This window comes from Prauserella oleivorans (assembly GCF_042685745.1).
GTDB lineage: Bacteria > Actinomycetota > Actinomycetes > Mycobacteriales > Pseudonocardiaceae > Prauserella_A > Prauserella_A oleivorans.
The window spans coordinates 1132909-1150438 of sequence record NZ_JBHUNT010000001.1 but is presented as its reverse complement, the minus strand read 5'-3'; the positions used below and the strand labels follow the sequence as shown (position 1 = coordinate 1150438).

General features: G+C 71.4%; 18 protein-coding genes. 5 read left to right on the top strand and 13 right to left on the bottom strand.

Annotation, left to right across the window (positions count from 1 at the left end; all coding sequences use genetic code 11):
* Window positions 1-139 precede the first annotated feature (139 nt).
* Window positions 140-718 (top strand): PaaI family thioesterase, encoded by a 579-nt coding sequence (locus tag ACFSZT_RS05730; protein WP_377390159.1) that lies wholly within the window; start codon window positions 140-142, stop codon window positions 716-718.
* On the top strand, window positions 718-1878 hold the full coding sequence (locus tag ACFSZT_RS05725) for a metallophosphoesterase (protein ID WP_377390157.1): 1161 nt from the start codon (window positions 718-720) through the stop codon (window positions 1876-1878). The genes ACFSZT_RS05730 and ACFSZT_RS05725 overlap by 1 nt, the downstream gene beginning before the upstream one ends.
* 6 nt (window positions 1879-1884) lie before the next feature.
* Here the strand turns inward: ACFSZT_RS05725 and ACFSZT_RS05720 are convergent, their stop codons facing one another.
* The 9 genes from ACFSZT_RS05720 to ACFSZT_RS05680 form a co-directional block, all read right to left on the bottom strand.
* Window positions 1885-4593, bottom strand: a complete 2709-nt coding sequence (locus tag ACFSZT_RS05720) for a tetratricopeptide repeat protein (RefSeq protein WP_377390155.1) — start codon at window positions 4591-4593, stop codon at window positions 1885-1887.
* 18 nt (window positions 4594-4611) lie between these two features.
* On the bottom strand, window positions 4612-5589 hold the full coding sequence (locus ACFSZT_RS05715) for a glutamate ABC transporter substrate-binding protein (protein ID WP_377390153.1): 978 nt from the start codon (window positions 5587-5589) through the stop codon (window positions 4612-4614).
* Complete coding sequence (locus ACFSZT_RS05710; RefSeq protein ID WP_377390151.1) at window positions 5589-6998, bottom strand: hypothetical protein; 1410 nt, start codon at window positions 6996-6998, stop codon at window positions 5589-5591. Before ACFSZT_RS05710 ends, ACFSZT_RS05715 begins: the two co-directional genes overlap by 1 nt.
* Window positions 6999-7118: 120 nt before the next feature.
* Entirely contained in the window at window positions 7119-8378 is a 1260-nt protein-coding gene (locus ACFSZT_RS05705; RefSeq protein ID WP_377390149.1) for a helix-turn-helix domain-containing protein, read from the bottom strand.
* 40 nt (window positions 8379-8418) lie between these two features.
* The gene (locus tag ACFSZT_RS05700; RefSeq protein ID WP_377390147.1) at window positions 8419-9522 is read right to left on the bottom strand and encodes an acetoin dehydrogenase dihydrolipoyllysine-residue acetyltransferase subunit; all 1104 of its coding nucleotides are present in this window, start codon (window positions 9520-9522) and stop codon (window positions 8419-8421) included.
* On the bottom strand, window positions 9522-10535 hold the full coding sequence (locus ACFSZT_RS05695) for an alpha-ketoacid dehydrogenase subunit beta (protein ID WP_377390145.1): 1014 nt from the start codon (window positions 10533-10535) through the stop codon (window positions 9522-9524). The genes ACFSZT_RS05700 and ACFSZT_RS05695 overlap by 1 nt, the downstream gene beginning before the upstream one ends.
* Window positions 10536-10546: 11 nt before the next feature.
* Window positions 10547-11542 carry a thiamine pyrophosphate-dependent dehydrogenase E1 component subunit alpha gene (locus tag ACFSZT_RS05690; protein ID WP_377390143.1) on the bottom strand — a complete coding sequence of 332 codons (996 nt, stop codon included), beginning with the start codon at window positions 11540-11542 and terminating at the stop codon, window positions 10547-10549.
* Between the two features lie 43 nt (window positions 11543-11585).
* Window positions 11586-12632, bottom strand: a complete 1047-nt coding sequence (locus ACFSZT_RS05685; protein WP_377390141.1) for an ATP-NAD kinase family protein — start codon at window positions 12630-12632, stop codon at window positions 11586-11588.
* A gap of 186 nt (window positions 12633-12818) precedes the next feature.
* On the bottom strand, window positions 12819-13760 hold the full coding sequence (locus ACFSZT_RS05680; protein ID WP_377390139.1) for an acyl-CoA desaturase: 942 nt from the start codon (window positions 13758-13760) through the stop codon (window positions 12819-12821).
* A 280-nt stretch (window positions 13761-14040) separates the two neighbouring features.
* Between ACFSZT_RS05680 and ACFSZT_RS05675 the strand changes: the two genes are divergently transcribed.
* The 3 genes from ACFSZT_RS05675 to ACFSZT_RS05665 all read left to right on the top strand — a co-directional run bounded on the left by ACFSZT_RS05675 (window position 14041) and on the right by ACFSZT_RS05665 (window position 15302).
* Complete coding sequence (locus ACFSZT_RS05675) at window positions 14041-14451, top strand: acyl-CoA thioesterase (protein WP_377390137.1); 411 nt, start codon at window positions 14041-14043, stop codon at window positions 14449-14451.
* A gap of 73 nt (window positions 14452-14524) precedes the next feature.
* Window positions 14525-14890, top strand: a complete 366-nt coding sequence (locus tag ACFSZT_RS05670) for a hypothetical protein (RefSeq protein ID WP_377390135.1) — start codon at window positions 14525-14527, stop codon at window positions 14888-14890.
* Complete coding sequence (locus ACFSZT_RS05665; protein ID WP_377390133.1) at window positions 14883-15302, top strand: hypothetical protein; 420 nt, start codon at window positions 14883-14885, stop codon at window positions 15300-15302. The genes ACFSZT_RS05670 and ACFSZT_RS05665 overlap by 8 nt, the downstream gene beginning before the upstream one ends.
* Here the strand turns inward: ACFSZT_RS05665 and ACFSZT_RS05660 are convergent.
* The 4 genes from ACFSZT_RS05660 to ACFSZT_RS05645 all read right to left on the bottom strand — a co-directional run bounded on the left by ACFSZT_RS05660 (window position 15283) and on the right by ACFSZT_RS05645 (window position 17505).
* Window positions 15283-15630: a hypothetical protein gene (locus tag ACFSZT_RS05660; protein ID WP_377390131.1), complete on the bottom strand. Its 348-nt coding sequence runs from the start codon at window positions 15628-15630 to the stop codon at window positions 15283-15285. The genes ACFSZT_RS05665 and ACFSZT_RS05660 overlap by 20 nt on opposite strands.
* A 31-nt stretch (window positions 15631-15661) precedes the next feature.
* Window positions 15662-16549, bottom strand: a complete 888-nt coding sequence (locus tag ACFSZT_RS05655; RefSeq protein ID WP_377390129.1) for a M56 family metallopeptidase — start codon at window positions 16547-16549, stop codon at window positions 15662-15664.
* Entirely contained in the window at window positions 16546-16908 is a 363-nt protein-coding gene (locus ACFSZT_RS05650) for a BlaI/MecI/CopY family transcriptional regulator (protein ID WP_377390174.1), read from the bottom strand. Before ACFSZT_RS05650 ends, ACFSZT_RS05655 begins: the two co-directional genes overlap by 4 nt.
* Before the next feature lie 69 nt (window positions 16909-16977).
* Entirely contained in the window at window positions 16978-17505 is a 528-nt protein-coding gene (locus ACFSZT_RS05645) for an HtaA domain-containing protein (RefSeq protein ID WP_377390127.1), read from the bottom strand.
* Between the last annotated feature and the right edge of the window lie 25 nt (window positions 17506-17530).

Sequence of the window (17530 nt, the reverse complement as noted above, 5' to 3'; positions counted from 1 at the left end):
CACTGGTCGGAGCCACCACGGCCGCCGTGGTCGGCGATTCCGACGCGGCCGGAGACGAACAGCGATCCCGCTGCGTGGCGTGGTCGCCTCGCCCGACGCCGCCACATCGCCCGGCACGACGCCGGGCTAACTTGGCCGGGTGAGCAAAGCCGCAGAGAACTGGCCTCCGGAGGACACCGAACCAGCGACTCCGCACCCGGACGCACCGCCATCGGGCACCGAACTCGGCGAGCACTACTCGCAATGCTTCGGCTGCGGGGACGACGTCGAGTCGGGCCTGCACATCCGCTCGATGATCGCCTCGGACATGACAGTGGTCTCGAAGTTCACCGTCGGTAAGGATCACCAGGGCGCGCCCGGGCTCGCCCACGGCGGGTTGCTGGCGTGCGCGTTCGACGAGGCGCTCGGCAGCACGGTCGGCAACCTGCTGCGCCGGCCCGCCGTGACGGCGCGCCTGGAGACCGACTTCGTGCGGCCGGTGCCGGTGGGCTCCACGCTGCACATCGCGGCGAAGCTGGACGGCGTGTCGAGGCGCAAGACCTACGTCAGTGCCGAGGGCAGGCTCGACGCCGAGGACGGCCCGGTGGCCGTGCGGGCGCGTGGCCTGTTCGTGACGGTCGGCGTGGAGCACTTCACCAAGCACGGTGACGCCGACGCGATCTCGCAATTCCGCGACGTGAGGCAGGCCGCGGGCCAGGACTGGGACATCAACCCCTGATGTTCATCATCGTCGCGGCGCTCGGCCTGGCCGTACTTCACCTGTACCTGTGGAAACGCCTGGTGGCCGACACCACGCAGCCGGGCACGCGGGCGCGCAGGATCGGCACCTGGGCGCTCGCGGCGCTCGTCGTGCTGCTGGTCGCCGGGCTGACCACGGGCACGAGCATCGACCCGGACATCGCACAGTGGTTCGCCTGGCCCGGCTACCTGTGGCTGGCGATGTTCTTCTACCTCTTCGTGGCGCTGCTCGTGTTCGAGATCCCACGGCTGGCGCTGCGCCCGTGGGTGCGCCGGGAGGTCCCGGACGAGGAGCGCGAGGGCGTGAGCAGGCGCACCGTGCTCGCGCGCGGCTCGGCCGCGGTCGCCGGGGCGGTGGCGACGGGGCTGGTGGGCTACGGCGTGACGGTGGCCATGGGCCCGCCGACGGTGACCCGCGTGCCGATGCCGGTGCGCAGACTCGACCCCCGTGCGGCCGGCTGCCGCATCGCCTTGATCAGCGACATCCATCTCGGGCCGATCATCGGACGCTCGTTCACGCAGCGGATCGTGGACATGGTCAACGCCGAGCGCCCGGACCTCGTCGCGATCGCGGGCGACCTGGTGGACGGCCGGGTCGCCGACCTCGCCGAGGCCGCCGCTCCGCTCGCGGGCCTGCGCAGCACGCACGGGACGTTCTTCGTCACCGGCAACCACGAGTACTACTCGGGCTACCAGGAGTGGGTCGACCACCTGCCGACGCTGGGGATCCGGCCGCTGCGCAACGAGCACGTCGACATCACCCACAACGGCGGCACGTTCCACCTGGGGGGCATCAACGACCACACGGCCTATCAGTTCCAGGACGCGGGCGATGTCGCCGCCGCCGTGCGCGGGCGGGACGAAGACCGCGCTGTCGTGCTGCTCGCCCACCAGCCGCGCGACGTGGACGTCGCCGCCCGCCACGGCGTCGACCTGGTGCTCGCCGGCCACACGCACGGCGGCCAGCTGTCCCCGTTCGAGCTGATCGTCAGCCTGCAACAGGGCGCGGTCGCGGGTTCCTACACCATCGGCGACACGAGGATGTACGTCACGCGCGGTGCCGGCTTCTGGGGACCGCCGGTGCGCGTCGGCGCGCCGCCGGACATCACCATCGTCGAGCTGCGGCCGGACGCCGGGTAGGACCGCTCAGGTCAGCGTGCGCGGGCGGATGGCGTTGGCCCGATCGACGAGCTCGATGCGCCGCTCGGTGCCCTCCGCCAGCCGGGCCAGCGCGCGGTAGCACGCTTCGAGGCCGAACCGCAGCGCCCGCTCCTCGAGGGCGCACCCGAGCACCACGGCACCCGGGGTCCGCGGCGACGTCCTGCCCGCCTCCGACTGCACCCACTCGAGGGCCGACTCCAGCACCTCCGCCGAGAGCCGGGTGCGGCGCTCGGCGTCGAGGTCGAGCCGCTCGAGCCGGGCGCCCGCGTCGACGAGGTCCCGCTCCTGCACGACGTACCCGGACGCCCCGGTGGACCGGATCTTCACCTTGATGGCGGCCACCTGCGCGGCGACATGGTGCGTCGAGGACGGCGGCACCGATTCGAGCACCTCGATCGCACTCGCCCGCGCACCCTGCGCCAGGTACACGCGCGCCAGCCCGAACGCCGCGCTCACGTACGACCGGTCGGTGCGCCACACCAGCTCGTACAGCCGGGACGCCGTGAAGTAGTCGCCCACGCTCTCGGCACTGAACGCCATCGCGAGCTTCGGCGCGATCTCGCCGGGCAGCTCGTCGTACACCGAGTCGAACGCCACGTGCGCGACCCGCGCCCGGCCGCCCGCGAGCTCGATGAGGCCGCGGTACCAGTCGATGCGCCAGTCGTGGGGATAGCCGGCCTTGATCGCCAGGTACTGCGCGGCCTGCAGCTGCCTGCCGGCCTCCGCGAGCTCACCGAGCTCGATCCGGGCACGCACGATCCGCAGCCGCACCTCGATGGATTCCCTCGGCGCGTTGGCGAGCGCTTCGATGGCCGTCCTGGGATCTGCGCCCACGGTGGTGGCCAGCACGCCCGCGCCCACGTCGTCGGTGTCCACCTGCGGGATGGGCAGCCCGAGCACCACCTCGGCGGGGTTGGGCAGCGGGACGTCCGCGCCACGTTCGGGCACCACCATGTCCACGCCGAAGGTGTTGGTCTCCGGACCGAACACTGTGGACGGTGCCGGCCGCGGCTTTCCGGTGCCCAGCGCCATGATCTCGCGCAGCACGCCGGTGAGCTGGTCGGCCATGTCCTCGGCCGAGACGAACCGGCGGTCGGGGTCGGCGTGCGTGGCCCGGCGGAGGAACCGGTAGTACGAGCCGAACAGCTTGAACAGCGGAACTTCGTCCTGGCTGGGCAGCGTCGTCTTGTACTTGGTGGTGTAGCCGGTGAACTCGAAGCTCAGCACCGCCAGCGTGCGGCCGACGGTGAACAGATCCGACGCCACCGACGCGCCGCGCGTCGGCAGTTCGGGGGCGCTGTACCCGGTGGTGAAGAACAGCGGGCTCTTGTAGTCGTCCATGCGGCGGACCGCGCCGAGGTCGATGAGCTTGAGCTGCTCGTGGGTCTGGATGACGTTGTCCGGCTTGAGGTCGCAGTAGAGCAGGCCCTGGCTGTGCAAGTAGCCGAGCGCGGGCAGGATCTCCAGGCCGTACGCGATCACCTGCGCGATAGGCAGCGGCTCGGCGGTGCCGCTCTGCCGGTGCCGGGCCAGCGCGAGCTGCCGCAACGATTGGCCGCCCACGTACTCCATGACGATGTAGCCGACGGCGTTGCCGGTGTCAGGGTCCGGGTGCTGGACGAAGTTGTAGATCTTGACGATGTTCGGGTGCTCGACCTCGGAGAGGAACTGCTTCTCGTTGACCGCGGACGTCATCGCCGCTTCGTCCCCGGTGTTGATGAGTCCTTTGAGGACGACCCAGCGGTTGTTGACGTTGCGGTCCTGCGCGAGATAGATCCAGCCGAGCCCGCCGTAGGCGAGCGCGCCGAGGACCTCGTACTGCCCGCCGACGACCTCGTGCGGCTGGAGCTTCGGCACGAACGAGTAGCGCGTGCCGCACTTGGGACACGTGCCCTTCGGCTCACCCGGCTCGCCGTCCTTGCCCCGGCCGACCTTGGCACCGCACGAGCCGCAGAAGCGCTTGGACTCCGATACGACGGGGTTGGTGAGCACGGCCGACGCCGGGTCGCGTTCGGGCACTCGCGGGACCTCGACGAGCCCGGCACCGAGCCGTCCGCGACGGGACGTCCGCGACGACGTCCTCCTGGACGTGCGCGGGAAGGCTCCCGAGCCGGTGCCGGACCCGGTGCCCGCTCCCGTACCCGGGGCGGAGGCATCGCTGGTGCCGGGCCGGAAGCCGTCGCTGGTGCTCGGGGGCAGGACACTGCCGGTGCCGGGGTCGGGAAGCGACACCGGTCCGCTGGGTTCGGACGGTGGCGGTGGCGGCGCGATGAGCTCGGTGCCCGGCGTCGGCTGGGCGAGCACACTGGTGGGCAGGGGTTCGTTGTTGCCGCTCTGCCAGTCGGGTCGCGCGAGCCGGGTGTCCGGCATGATCTGCGGCCCGCCGGGCGCGCTCGGTCCCGACGGCGGACCGGACGTGGTGTGCGGTCCGGGCGCGCCTTGCGGCCCGCCGCCCGGCTGGATCGATTGCCGACCTGACCGGCTCGGTTGCCGTGCTTCCTGCGGGCCGGGCTGGGTGCCCGTCCCGCCCTGCTGCGACTGCGGTGCCCGCTGCTCCGATCCGGTGGGGTGCCGAGGCGGCTCCGCGGCGTGTCGAGGACCGGACTCGGGCACGGCGCGCGGCCCGGCCTGCTCCGGCCGGCCTTCGCCGTCGTCCGGCGCGGCGTGCCGAGGACGCCGTGGCTCATCCGACACTGCTACCTCCGAAGAATGTCACCGGTAGTTGGGGGCCGGCGGCTGGGCGGGTCCGAGCCAGTCCTGCAGCCCCCACCGCCGGTAGCTGTCCCGCCACGTTTCCGCCCGCACCCGCTCGAGTACGGCGTTGACGAACCTCACCATGTCCTCGTCGTCCTTCGGGATGCCGACCCCGTAGAGCTCGTCGGTGAACCGCTCGCCGACGACCTTCGTGGTCGGGTCCTGCTGCGCCATTCCGGCCAGGATCGTGTCGTCCGTGGAGACCGCGTCGACCTGCCCCTGCTGCAGCAGCACCAGACAGTCCGACCAGTCGTCCACCTGCACCGGCACCGGCCGAGGTTCGGCACGTGCGATGTTCTGCAGCGACGTCGATTGGTCGGCCGCGCACACGCGCTTGCCGCCGAGGTCGCCGAGACCACGGGCCGACGAGTTCTCGTTGACCAGCACACGTTGTCCGGCGACGTAGTAGACGGTCGAGAAGTTGATGTCCTCCAACCGATCGCACGTGATGGAGAAGGTGCGCACGACGATGTCCACCTGCTCGCCCTTGTACTCCGGGTCGCCCCCGAGCACCCCGATTCGCTGGGCCGAGCTGATGGCGCGGAACTGCACGGCGTCCGGGTTGCCGAAGATGGACCGGGTGATCTCGCGGGCGATGTCGATGTCGAACCCCTCGAGCTGCCCCGTCGTCGGATTGCGGAACCCGAACGGGAAGGTGTTCTGGTCCACCCCGACGACGAGATAGCCGCGATCCCGGATCTCGTCCATTGTGGACCCCGGCGGAATGCTGGGGTCGGGCGCGAGGCTGGCGGTGGGGTCGCAGCTCCGGTCGGCGGTTCCGTTGCCTTCCACGTCGCGCGCGAGGCCCGCGCCCGCGGGCATCGGCCGCTCCACCGACCCCACGGGCGCGGGATCCACCGGCTTTCCCGGTGAGCCGCAGCCCGCGACCAGTGCGGCCGTCACCAGCAGCGAGCCCAACCATGTCGTGCGCTTCATCAGCGGTACTCCCGAAGACGTTCCCGGATTCCGAGCGTCGTGCCGAGTGCCGCGATGAGCGCCAGCAGGGCGAACCCGGGGGCGAGCAGCGTCAGTGCCCGGGACGCGTTGGTGGTGTCGTCGAGGAAGATCTGCCTGCCGGAGCCGATGGCCGCGGCAAGGTCCTCATCCAACCGGGTGAACGCGGCCGCGGCACTCTGTTCGTCGGTGGTGTCGATCGCGAGCGAGACCGCCCGCTCGTACTCACCGGAGTTGTCGAATTCGCGCACCTGACCGTGCGCGGCGCCCCAGGCCACCGCGTTCTGCACGGCGGAATCGACGTGCTCGGCCGAGGGCAGATCCTCCGCGCGTTCGCGGGCTTGCGCGAGCAGGCCGGATCGGCCGTCCTCGCCTGCCAGCTGCCCGAACAGCTCGTTGAACTCGTTGTCGTAGGCCTCGCCGCCACCTCGGGCGACCAGGGTGAGCGTCTCGTCGGCCCGGGCCTGCAGCGCGGTGATCCTGGCCCGCACGAGGACGTCCGCCTGCCCCGTGCCGTCCTCCGCGGCGTTGCTCACCAGCACGCTCTGCACGGTCACCGCCGCCGCCGTCCACAGGACCGCGACACCCACGGCGATCGTGGCGACGCCCAGGCCCACGTTGAACACCCGGTTGGTCTTGCGCTTGAGGTAGACCTGCGCGGCGATGAGCGCGCCGAGCAGGCCGAGCGCCAGCAACGCCGTCAGCCACGGCACCCCGGCGGCGTCGTCCTGTTCCTCGGCGAGGCGGTCGGCGTCGATCTCGTACAACTCGTTCGCGGCGGGCAGGATCTTGGCGCGCATCAGCTCCGACGCCTCGCGCAGGTAGGCGGCGCCGACGGGAAAGCCCTGGCGGTTGTTGGCGCGCGCCGTCTCCACGAGTCCGGTGTAGACGGGCAGCTGCCGGGACAGCATGTCGACCTGGGCGGCGGCCTCGGGCACACCCCCGGAATCGGACGCGGCCTTGGCCAGCGCGGCACCGGCCGTGGCGATGTCGAGCTCGTAGCGTTGCCGCAGTTCGGGTGGTTCGGCGCCGGTGGAGAGGAACGCGCTCGCGGCGGTGGCGTCGGCGTCCGACAGCGAGCGGTAGAGCTCCTGAGCCGCCGCGGCCAGCGGCTCCCGGTGGTCGATGAGCCCGTCGATCGTGCCCTTGCGCTCCCCGATGGCCGCGCTGCCCACGGCGCCCGCGAGCAGGGACAGCACCACAAGCGCGACGCCGATGAGCGTCAGCTTGCCGGGAGTCGTCGCCGCCGAGCGGCGGAGCCCGCGCACGGCGTTGGCGGGCAGGTCGAGCAGCCAGGCGAGGCCGGAACGCCCACCACGTGGCTCGTCCGGCGGTCCCGTCCGGGGCAGCGGCTGCCCGGCCGGACCGCGACGGGTCACGGTGCTCGTCATCGCGTTCCTCCACCCAGTTTCAGCACCCGCATGACCGTAGCCGAGATCACCACGACGCGACCAAGGACTCCGGCAACCCGGTCAAGATCGTGGCGGCGCCGTAACCCGCCCTGGTGACGCTCAGCCTCGGATGGCGGGCGCCGTGGAATGCGGCAGCACGAGCTCGGGAGCGTCCGGCTGCTCGAGCACGACCTCGAGGTCGTCGGCGAACCGGTACGGCCTGCGCGCGAGGACCGCACCGAGCTGTCTGCGCAGGCGCGACATCTCCGCACGGACGGTGACGGTCCGGGCCGGATCGCCGAAGAGGTCGACCGCCAGTTGCGCGGCCGATCGGCCGTCCCGGTGGCGGGCGAGGAGGTAGAGGATCTCGGCGTGCCGTGGGCTCAGGGGGTGCGACCACGTGCCACCCGGTCCGCTGACCGTGAGCGTGCAGGCGTGCGGCGATCGGACATCGAGCACCACGCGGCGGGGTTCGGCCTCGGTGTCACCGGGTCGGACGAGCCAGCCACCCGGTACCGGTTCGAGGTGGCACCGCCCGAACGTGGGCAGCCACGCCTCGCCGGGAACGCGGCCGGACGGCAGGGCGACCCGGTCGGGCGCGGCGAGCCCGCTGGAAGCGGCGACCCAGCCGTGCTCGTCGGTCACGAGCGCCGGACCGGCCACCTTCGCCAGCACGGGCACGGCGGTGGCCCGCAGCCGTTCGAGCTCGGCGAGGTGGCCGGTGCGCAGATGCGCCTCCGCGAGTCTCGCGACCGCGGCGACGAGCGCGAGCGTGGTGGCGTGGACGGTGTCGGCCGGCCCGGACAGGTCCACCACGCCGAGCAGCCTGCCGTCGCGTGGATCGTGCAGCGGGGCGGCCGCGCACGTCCAGGCGTGGTGGGAGCGGACGTAGTGCTCGGCGGAGTAGACCTGCATCGGCTTGCGCGCCACCAGGGCCGTGCCGATGGCGTTGGTGCCCACGTGGTTCTCGTTCCAGGAGGCACCCTCGGTGAAGCCGAGCCGGTCGGCGCGGTGCCGGACGGCCGTGCTGCCGTCGCGCCAGAGCACGTGGCCGTCGGCGTCGACGACCACCATGATGTGCGCGGCCTCCTCCGCGACCCCGATCAGACCGCCGCGCAACACGGGCAGCACGGCGCCGAGACCACCGGCCCGCCTCCGCGCCTCGAGCTCGTCGACCGTGATGGGTTCTCCCGGACCGCCGCGATCAGGGTCCAGCCCCAGCCTGCGCATGCGCTGCCAGGACGCGGCGATCACGGCACGCGGCGAGGCGGGTGGCCGCCGCCCGGCCACCGCCGCCTCGTGGACCTGCGCCAGCACGCGGGTGTACCGCCGGAGGTCCGTCCCCGCCGGCACCGCTGCTTCGAGGTGCTCCTGGCGCACCCGACGAGTGTCGCAAGCCTGGCGGTCCGGGAGAACCCCCTCACTTGACAACGGTCCCGATGGCGGACACCACCTCCCCCGGCTGCTCCATGTGCACCATGTGGCCTGCCGCGTCGACGTGGACGACCCCGTCGAGCCCCGAGGCGTTCTCCACCGGCAGCACCGCGTCCTGCCTGCCCCAGACCACGGCCACCGGCACGTCGATCCGCGACAGCAGCGGCGCGACGTCCAGCGCGGGAGCGTCGCCGTCGAGCAGGGTGCCCAGCAGCGTGTCGAGTGCCGCGTCCACGCCGTCGAGGCGCTTGAACTTCATCAGGTCGTCGGCCAGTTTTCGGGTGACCTGCTCCGGGTCGGCGAACAACGCCGTCAGGTGCGGCTTGAGCTCCCGCCTCGACGTCGCCGCCGCGAAGCCGCGCAGGTAGTCGGCGTTGATCCGGTCACCGAACCCGGCCGGGGCGACCAGCGTCAGCGACGCCACCCGCTCCGGCCGGCTGGCCGCCGCGGCCACCACGACCGCACCGCCGAGCGAGTGCCCCACCAGGTGCGCCCGCTCGATGCCCTTGGCCTCGAGGAAGCCGAGCACCGCGCCGGCAAGGGTGTCCAGTGACCCGTCGCCGACGTCCTTGCTCGACTCGCCGTGCCCCGGCAGGTCGAGCGCGTGCACCGTGCGCGTCTGCGACAGCGGCTCCTGCACGAACAGCCAGGAGTTCTTGTCGCCGCCGTAGCCGTGCACGAGGACCACCACCTCCTCGCCCTCGCCGAGGGTGGCGTAGGCGAGCGTGCGTCCGTCCACCTCGACCGTGCCGGTGACCGGGCCCGCCACCTCCTCCACGGCACCCGAGTCGAGCTCCTCCCGGGCCGCCCGGGCGGCCTCGTCGAGCTCGGCATCGGGCACGTCGGCGGGCGCGATGAGCGCGATCGTGCCGCCGACCGGCACCTCCTCGCCGACCTGCGCGATCACCCGGCGCAGCACGCCCTCCTCGGAGGACTCGAGCGCGCCGGCGATCTTGTCGGTGTCGATCTCGGCGAGATCGTCGCCGTCGGCCACCTCGTCGCCCTCTGCGGCGATCCACTCGGTGATCTTGCCGGTCTTCATCGACAGGCCCCACTTGGGCATGACGACCTTGCGGATACGTTCGTCCATCAGCGCTTCCACTCCACAACGGACTTGACGGCGTTCGTCACGCGCTGGGCGTCCGGGATGTAGAGGTCCTCCAGGACGTCGGCGAAGGGCACCGGCGTGTGCGGCGCGGTGACCATCTCGATCGGTGCACGCAGGGAGCCGAACGCCTCCTTCGCCACGAGCGCGGAGATGTCGGTGGCGAGGTTGCACCTCGGGGTGGCCTCGTCCACCACCACGAGCCTGCCGGTGTTCTCGACGCTCTCCAGGATCGTCTCGGTGTCGAGCGGGCTGGTGGTGCGCGGGTCGATGATCTCGGCCTCCACCCCGGACGCCGCCAGCTGCTCGGCGGCCTCCTCGGCCACGGACACCATCCGGCCGATGGCCACGATCGTCACGTCGTCACCGTCGCGCACGACGTTGGCCTCGCCGAACGGGATGGTGTAGCTGTCCTGCGGCACCTCGCCGGTGACGTCGTACATGGCCTTGTGCTCGCAGAAGATCACCGGGTCGTTGTCGCGAATGGACTGGATCAGCAGCCCCTTGGCCTCGTACGGGCTCGACGGCACGACCACCTTCAGTCCCGGAATGTGGGTGAAGATCGGGTACAGCGCCTGCGAGTGCTGCGCGGCCGCGCGCAGTCCCGCGCCGTACATGGTGCGGATGACCACGGGCGTCTCGGCCTTGCCGCCGAACATGTAGCGGAACTTGGCCGCCTGGTTGAAGATCTGGTCGAAACAGACGCCCATGAAGTCGATGAACATCAGTTCGGCCACCGGGCGCAGGCCGCGCGTCGCCGCGCCGATTGCGGCGCCCACGAACGCCGATTCCGAGATCGGGGTGTCGAGCACTCGGCCGGGGAAGCGGTGGAACAGGCCCTTGGTGACGCCGAGTACGCCGCCCCAGGCGTCGTCCTCGCCGGGGCTACCCGCGCCGCCCGCGTTGTCCTCGCCCATCACGACGACGGACTCGTCGCGCTCCATCTCCTGCGCGAGTGCCTCGTTGAGCGCCTCGCGGTAACTGATCGTGCGTGCCATGGCTGCCTCCCTCAGTAGGACACGTAGACGTCGGTGTGCAGGTCGGACGGAGCGGGCCTGGGCGCCGCCTTGGCCTCCTCGACGGCGGCGTCGATGAGGTCGGCGACCTGGGCGTCGACAGCGTCCAGCGTGGACTCGTCGAGCTCACCGGTCTCCGTAACGCGGGCCCGGAACCGCTTGAGGCAGTCGAGCTTCTCGCGCGCGTTCGCGACCTCCTCGGCGCGGTAGGTCTGCTGGTCGCCCTCGAAGTGTCCGAAGTAGCGGGTGAACTTGACCTCGATGAGCGTCGGTCCGCCGCCCTCCCGGGCGCGGGCGATGGCCTCGCCCGCCGCCTCGTACACCGCGAAGAAGTCGAAGCCGTCCACGATCACGCCCGGCATGCCGAATCCGGCGGCACGGTCGGCGATGTTGTCGGCGGCGACCGACCAGGTGCTGGCCGTGGCCTCGGCGTAGCCGTTGTTCTCCGCCACGAAGATCGCCGGGAGGTTCCACACCGACGCGAGGTTGAGCGCTTCGAGCGTGGTGCCCTGGTTGCTCGCCCCGTCGCCGAAGAACGCGACGCCGACGCCGCCGGTGCCCTGCTGCTTCGCCGCGAGCGCGGTGCCGCAGATCAGCGGCGGCCCGCCGCCGACGATGCCGTTGGCACCGAGCATGCCCTTCGACAGGTCGGCAATGTGCATGGAGCCGCCCTTGCCGTGGCAGGATCCGGTCTTGCGGCCGTAGATCTCGGCCATCATCGCCTTGACGTCGACGCCCTTGGCGATGCAGTGCCCGTGGCCACGGTGGGTGCTGGCGATCGCGTCCCGGTCGTCGAGGTGCATGCAGACGCCGGTGGCGGATGCCTCCTCGCCGGCGTAGAGGTGCACGAACCCCGGGATGTCCCCGGTGGCGAACTCGTCGTGCACCCGTTCCTCGAAGGCGCGGATGGTACGCATCGTGCGGTAGGCGTCGAGCAGTGCGTTCTCGTCCAGCTCGTGCCTGGCCGCGGTGGACAAGGTATCCGTCATCGTTGACGCTCCTAACTTTCCGGCCTATCCGGTCCCGGCCTCCTCATGTCGCCGTTGTCGTCGACACAGGGGACAACTCGGTGCGCAGCAGCCCGCGGCGCGCGGCCTCGGCGAGCACGCCGGCGACGTCGACGCAGCGGGGCCCGTCCGCCCGCAGCCGCACGGTGGCGCGCTGGTCGTCGCGCAGCTCGAGCTCGCGTTCGCCGTCGACGGCGATCACGCCGCCGCGCTGGGTGAGCTCGACGGGTTCGTCCACGGGCAGTGTGCGGTAGTCGCGGACGCCGACGGGGACCACGAGACCGGGGGCGATCGGTGCGTGGACCACCCAGCGCGCCCGCTCGGGCGGTGCGAACGTCAACGCCACGCCGTGCGGCACGTCACGCGGGCTGGGGCACAGCTGGCCGGCGACGCTCGACAGGCCGATGCCGTCGGGCTCGGCGAAGGTGCACAGCAGCTCGGTGAGGCTCTCCGGGTCCCACAGGGCGCGCGATCCCACGTGCCGGGCGGTGGCCGAGCAGACGTCGACGAGCGCGATCTCCGTGCGGGCGCCCGCGGTCACCTCGAGCACGCTCGCCCGGCGGGTGCCGTCCGCGACCGCGCCGGTGGCGACGAGACCGCCCGCCAGCCCGGCGACGGTGGCCTCCCGCATCCGGGGGAAGGCGTTGTTCGTGCCGGTGGACAGCGCGAGCAGCGGCACGTCACCGCACGCGGCGGCGGCCACGCGCGCGGTGCCGTCCCCGCCGAGGCAGACGATCAGGCGGGCACCGGCGCCGACCATGCGGCGGACGGCGTTGGTGGTGTCCTCGGCGGTGCCGGTGATGGGGTCGTCGGCGCAGAACTCCACCTCGGGCCACGGACTGTCCTTGCCGGGCCGCCGGGTGCGCAGCGCGCGCAGGACGGCGGAGGAGATGCCGCCGAGGTCGGTGGAAACCAGGGCGCGCTCGACGCCGACCGAGGCGAACGCGGCAAGCAGCCGCTGCACCATGTTGGCCTTCTCGGCCGTGGGAAACACCGACGCCTGAGCGACCAGCCGCCGGATGTCCCGCCCGGACGCGGGGTTCGCGACGATCCCGGCCGTCACCCCGGACACGACACCTGTCACCTCCCGGTGTGTCGGGCGTCACCATCGACGCCGTGCCTCTATGGCACTCCACCGAGCGGGTCGAGCGAAAGGGTTGCAGGGGGTTGCATCCGGTACGCCGCACGTCCGGACAGGCGAACGCCCCCGCCGGCCCGGAATTCCGGACCCACGGGGGCGCCGCGTTCGTCGTGGTGGTTACGCCTTGACGGTCAGCCGGTCGAGGCGGTTCGGCGTCGGCCAGCGGACCTTCGTCGCCCAGCCGAGCTTCTCGAACATCCAGATGAGCCGGGCGGAGATGTCGATCTGCCCGCGGAGCACGCCGTGCCGGGCGCACGTCGGGTCGGCGTGGTGCAGGTTGTGCCACGCCTCGCCGAAAGAGAAGATCGCCAGCGGCCAGAAGTTGGCGGCCTTGTCGCGGCTGGAGAACGGGCGCTCACCGATCATGTGGCAGATCGAGTTCACCGACCACGTCACGTGGTGCAGCAGGCCGATCCGCACGAAGCCGGCCCAGAACAGCGCCGTGACACCGCCCCACAGCGACCACGTGATGAGGCCGCCGAGCACGCCGGGCAGCAGGAAGCTCAGCGCCACCCACAGCGGGAACAGCTTGTCGACGGTCCGGATGTCGCGGTCGGCGAGCAGGTCGGGGGCGAACCGCTCGGCGTTGGTGACCTCGCGGTCGAAAAGCCAGCCCATGTGCGAGTGCCAGAAGCCCTTCGCCAGCGCGGCCGGGCTCGTGCCGAACATCCACGGCGAGTGGGGGTCGCCCGCACGGTCGGAGAACGCGTGGTGGCGCCGGTGATCGGCCACCCACATCGTCACGGGCCCCTGCGCGGCGAAGCTGCCCGCGATGGCGAGCGCGATCCGCAGTCCGCGCTTGGCCTTGTACGAGCCGTGGGTGAACAAGCGGTGGTAACCGGCCGTGACTCCGAGGCCGCTGACCACGAAGAAGAACGCACCGAGTGCGATGTCCAGCCAGCTCAGGCCCCAGCCCCAGGCGAACGGAACGGCCGCGGCGATGGCGACCAGCGGCGCCAGCACGAAGGCCTTGACGGTGATGTGCTCGGACAGCGACTTGTTGCCCGAGATGATCGGTTTCGGTCGTCTGGTTTCGGTCGGGGTCTGGGTAAGGGACATGAACACCTCTTGCTTCGGGATCTTGGCACGACGAGGCAACGTCGAGATGGGTTTACCCACGGACGGCGCCCGCAACCGCGAATCTGTGCGGCTCGGCTCGAGACGGCCGGACCCCCACCGGCCTGACCGGTTGTTGAACAGCGACTTCGGAAGCCGACCGCCCGGGGGACTCCGATCTGCTCAGCGTGGGCGGGGCCTCACGGCCAGTACACCGGCGACGCTACCCGAGGAACCGGCAGGCCGCCATGCACCGATCCGGCTGACAGTACATTCACGCAGCGTGGGTTATGCGCATTGGGAAGTCGTGCCGACGCGGTGGAAGGACAACGACGTCTACGGCCACGTCAACAACGTCGTCCACTACTCGTTGATGGACACGGTCATCAACAGCTGGCTCATCGCCGAGGGCGGGCTGGACATCCATCGCGGCCCGGTGATCGGGCTCTGTGTCGAATCACACTGCAACTACCACGCCGCGGTGGAGTTCCCGGAACGGCTGGCGATCGGCCTGCGCGTGGGTCATCTCGGGCGGTCGAGCGTGCGCTACGAGGTGGGAATCCACCGCGCGGACCGCTCGGAGTGCGTCGCGGAGGGCCACTTCGTGCACGTGTTCGTCGACCGCGAGACGCGGCGGCCGGTCGAGCTCACCGGCACCTTGCGGAGCGCGCTGGAGGCCCTGCGGGCCGGTTGAGGGTCCACACCGGACCGTCCCACCACCCGTATGCTACGGGTAGTAGTACAAGAGAAGCGGAGGTACCCGCACGGTGATCACTGGCTATGCCCTCGCGGTGGCGTTCTGCGCGGCCGCCGTCGCGGTGTGGGCCTTCGTGCAGGTGGCGCTCAACCGGCCGCCGGAGAAGCCGCTGCTGCTCGGGCTGGCGACGGTCGAGGTGCTACTGGTGGTCCAGGTGGTCATCGCGGTGGCGCTGCTCATCGGCGGCGAGCGACCCGGCAGCATGGTCACGTTCGTCGCCTACCTGGCGGGGTCGCTGCTCGTCCTTCCGCTCGGCACGGTGTGGGCACTGGCCGAGCGGACCCGCTCCAGCACCGCCGTGCTCGGCATCGCGTGCCTGACCGTTCCGGTGCTGATCCTGCGGATGACGGAGGTCTGGGGTGGCGCGAATGCCTGACACCGCCGAACGGCCCGCGACGTCGAGCGGCCCCGGCCGCGTGCTGGTGGCCGTCTACGCGATCTTCGCGATCGCCGCGACGTCGCGGGCGGCCGTGCAGATCGCCACCCGCTTCGACGAGGCACCCGTGCCGTACCTGCTCTCGGCGTTCGCCGCGGTCGTGTACGTGCTCGCAACGGTCGCGCTCGCCCGCTCCGGCGTGACGTGGTGGCGGGTGGCGCTCGCGGCGTGCTCGGTGGAGATGGCGGGCGTGCTCGTCGTCGGGACGCTCAGCGTGCTCGACCCGGCGGCGTTCCCGGACGCCGCCGTCTGGTCGAACTACGGCATGGGCTACCTGTTCATCCCGCTGGTGCTGCCCGTGATCGGGCTGCTGTGGCTGCGCCGGAGCGCGCCTACCAGAACACGGCGATGAGCACGTTCGCCAGCGTCAGCCCGGCGAGCGAGTAGAAAAGACCGCGCCCGGACTCGGGCCTGCGCCACAGGACGTGGGCCAGCACGAGCACGGCCATCGCGACGACGAGCTTGACGGCGATCTTGGTGTTGTCCACCTCGTTGTCGACGAGCCCGGCCGAGGCGATGCCCACCAGCGCGACACCGGTGACGACCTGGGCGCCGGCACCCCACAGCATGATCTTGGCCGAGGGACTCTCCGGCGCCACGAGGCGCGCGACCACCCCACTGACGATGCCCGCCATGCCCAGCAGATGCAGCACGACCAGTGCGTTGTAAACGATCTCCATGACGGAAATCTACTACATTACGTAGTAAAGATCAGAGCGGCACGGCGAACAGCGACACCGACGTGGCCAGCGCCGTCACCGTCAGCGCACACGCGACCGGCCACGCCACCGGGAAGCCGGACGGCTCGGGCTGCCGCAGCCTGCGGATCCGCGCCTGCACCGGCGCGTCGGCCACGGCGAGCGCCCCGGCCGGAGTGCCCCCGCTGCCGTTGGCGTGAAACCGTTCGAGCGCGCTGGCCAGCGGCTCCCTGCCCTGCTGCCGGGCCGCCTTGTCGTCGGCGCACATCTCCACGAGCAGCTCGATGGTCGCGCACACCCGCGTCAGCAGCGCGCTGTTGGGCAGGAGCCTGCGCAGCGCCTGGAACGGCGCGACCACCAGGTGATGCCGCTCCCGCGCGTGCGCACGCTCGTGGGCGAGCACCGCCGCGAGCTCCGCATCGGTCAGCAACCGCCGGGCCCCCGCGCTCACCACGATCCGTGGCGTCCGGCCGGGCAGGCAGTAGGCCACCGCGACCGGGTGGTCCACCACGAGCGCACCGGTGTCCGGCCTGGCGACCAGCTGCAGCAACAGCCGGTGCCGCGCCCGCGCCCGGGCAGTGCTGCGCAGGCACAGCAGCTGGTTGACCACCAGCCAGCCGCCCAGCGCGAGCCCCAGCGTCACCGCGGCGAAGTGCCAGATGTCCAGCTCGGTGGCGTGCAACGGGAGTTCGAGCAACGCCGGGAGCAGGCCCCGGCCGTACGGGGCGAGCCCGAACCCCAGCAGCGCGCCGACCGCGGCGACGATCATGGTCAGCGAACTGATCTGCCACAGGATCAACGCAGCCCTCGGGTAGGCGTACGTCCAGCGACTGCGCAGCAGCCACAGCGCCACGAGCACGGCCGCTGTGCCCGCTGCCAGGTGATGCGCAGCGAGGGTCACGTCTTCTCGCCCCGTTCCAGCGCCTGGCGCAGCGCGTCCGCCTCGTCACTGCTGACCGACTGCGCGAACCGGACCAGCGCGGATCCCCGGTCTCCGGTGAGCTCCAGTGCCTCCAGCATCAGTTCGGCCACGTACTCCTCCCGGCTCGCCGCAGGCGCGTAGAGCCACGCCCGGCCCTCGCGCTGTCGGCGCACGACGTTCTTCGCGGCCAGCCGGGTCAACACGGTCATCACGGTCGTGTAGGCCAGGTCCCGATCCGCGAGCGCCGCGTGTACCTCACGCACGCTGACCGGCTCACCTCGCGCCCAGAGCACCTCCATCACCGCGCGCTCCAGTTCTCCGAGCCTCGCCACATCCACCCCTTCGCCGATCGTCCGATCAAAATTCAACCACGACAACCGGTCGGAGGGACCCCCGTTGTGACCCGCTCAGCGGTCCTCCGGTACGACCACGGACACAGGGTCGAGCCGCTCGCCCACCACGTACTGGCCGTTGAAGACCTCCTGGCCCTCGCTGGTGAGGTAGGCGGGCATTCCGGTCCAGGTGCGACCGCCTGCCCCGACGGCCGGCTCCACCACGTCGAGCGTGGCGAGCGGTAGGCGATGCGAGCGGTCCGGCCAGTGCTCGATGTCCACGACGCTGAGCACGGCCCCGTCGCCGGTGAACTCCAGCCACGGGTCGAGCAGCATCACGTACAGCAGCCCGGCGTGGCCGACGAGGCGGACGTCGCCGCGGAACTTCAGCACGCCCTTCCCGGTGGCCGGGTCGTAACCGGATCCGTCCGCGTGCTCGAAGTGGAAATAGCTGGAGTCGACCACCGAGCCGCCGTCCTTGGCGCCACAGGCACCGTCCCGGAGCCGCGCTACGTAGGCGACGAAACTGCGCTTCAGCCCCCACGTCAGCCCGGCTCGATCGCCGTCGCCCGCATGATCCGGGCTTCGCGCATCGTCGACCATGCGACCTCCGTGTCCTGGACACCGC

What these genes read in the sequence shown, in the direction of transcription:
- ACFSZT_RS05725 (WP_377390157.1), top strand. Translation starts at nt 718, where the DNA reads ATGTTCATCATCGTCGCGGCGCTCGGCCTGGCCGTACTTCACCTGTAC.
- ACFSZT_RS05715 (WP_377390153.1), bottom strand. Translation starts at nt 5,589, where the DNA reads ATGAAGCGCACGACATGGTTGGGCTCGCTGCTGGTGACGGCCGCACTG.
- ACFSZT_RS05710 (WP_377390151.1), bottom strand. Translation starts at nt 6,998, where the DNA reads ATGACGAGCACCGTGACCCGTCGCGGTCCGGCCGGGCAGCCGCTGCCC.
- ACFSZT_RS05700 (WP_377390147.1), bottom strand. Translation starts at nt 9,522, where the DNA reads ATGGACGAACGTATCCGCAAGGTCGTCATGCCCAAGTGGGGCCTGTCG.
- ACFSZT_RS05695 (WP_377390145.1), bottom strand. Translation starts at nt 10,535, where the DNA reads ATGGCACGCACGATCAGTTACCGCGAGGCGCTCAACGAGGCACTCGCG.
- ACFSZT_RS05690 (WP_377390143.1), bottom strand. Translation starts at nt 11,542, where the DNA reads ATGACGGATACCTTGTCCACCGCGGCCAGGCACGAGCTGGACGAGAAC.
- ACFSZT_RS05680 (WP_377390139.1), bottom strand. Translation starts at nt 13,760, where the DNA reads ATGTCCCTTACCCAGACCCCGACCGAAACCAGACGACCGAAACCGATC.
- ACFSZT_RS05665 (WP_377390133.1), top strand. Translation starts at nt 14,883, where the DNA reads ATGCCTGACACCGCCGAACGGCCCGCGACGTCGAGCGGCCCCGGCCGC.
- ACFSZT_RS05660 (WP_377390131.1), bottom strand. Translation starts at nt 15,630, where the DNA reads ATGGAGATCGTTTACAACGCACTGGTCGTGCTGCATCTGCTGGGCATG.
- ACFSZT_RS05645 (WP_377390127.1), bottom strand. Translation starts at nt 17,505, where the DNA reads ATGGTCGACGATGCGCGAAGCCCGGATCATGCGGGCGACGGCGATCGA.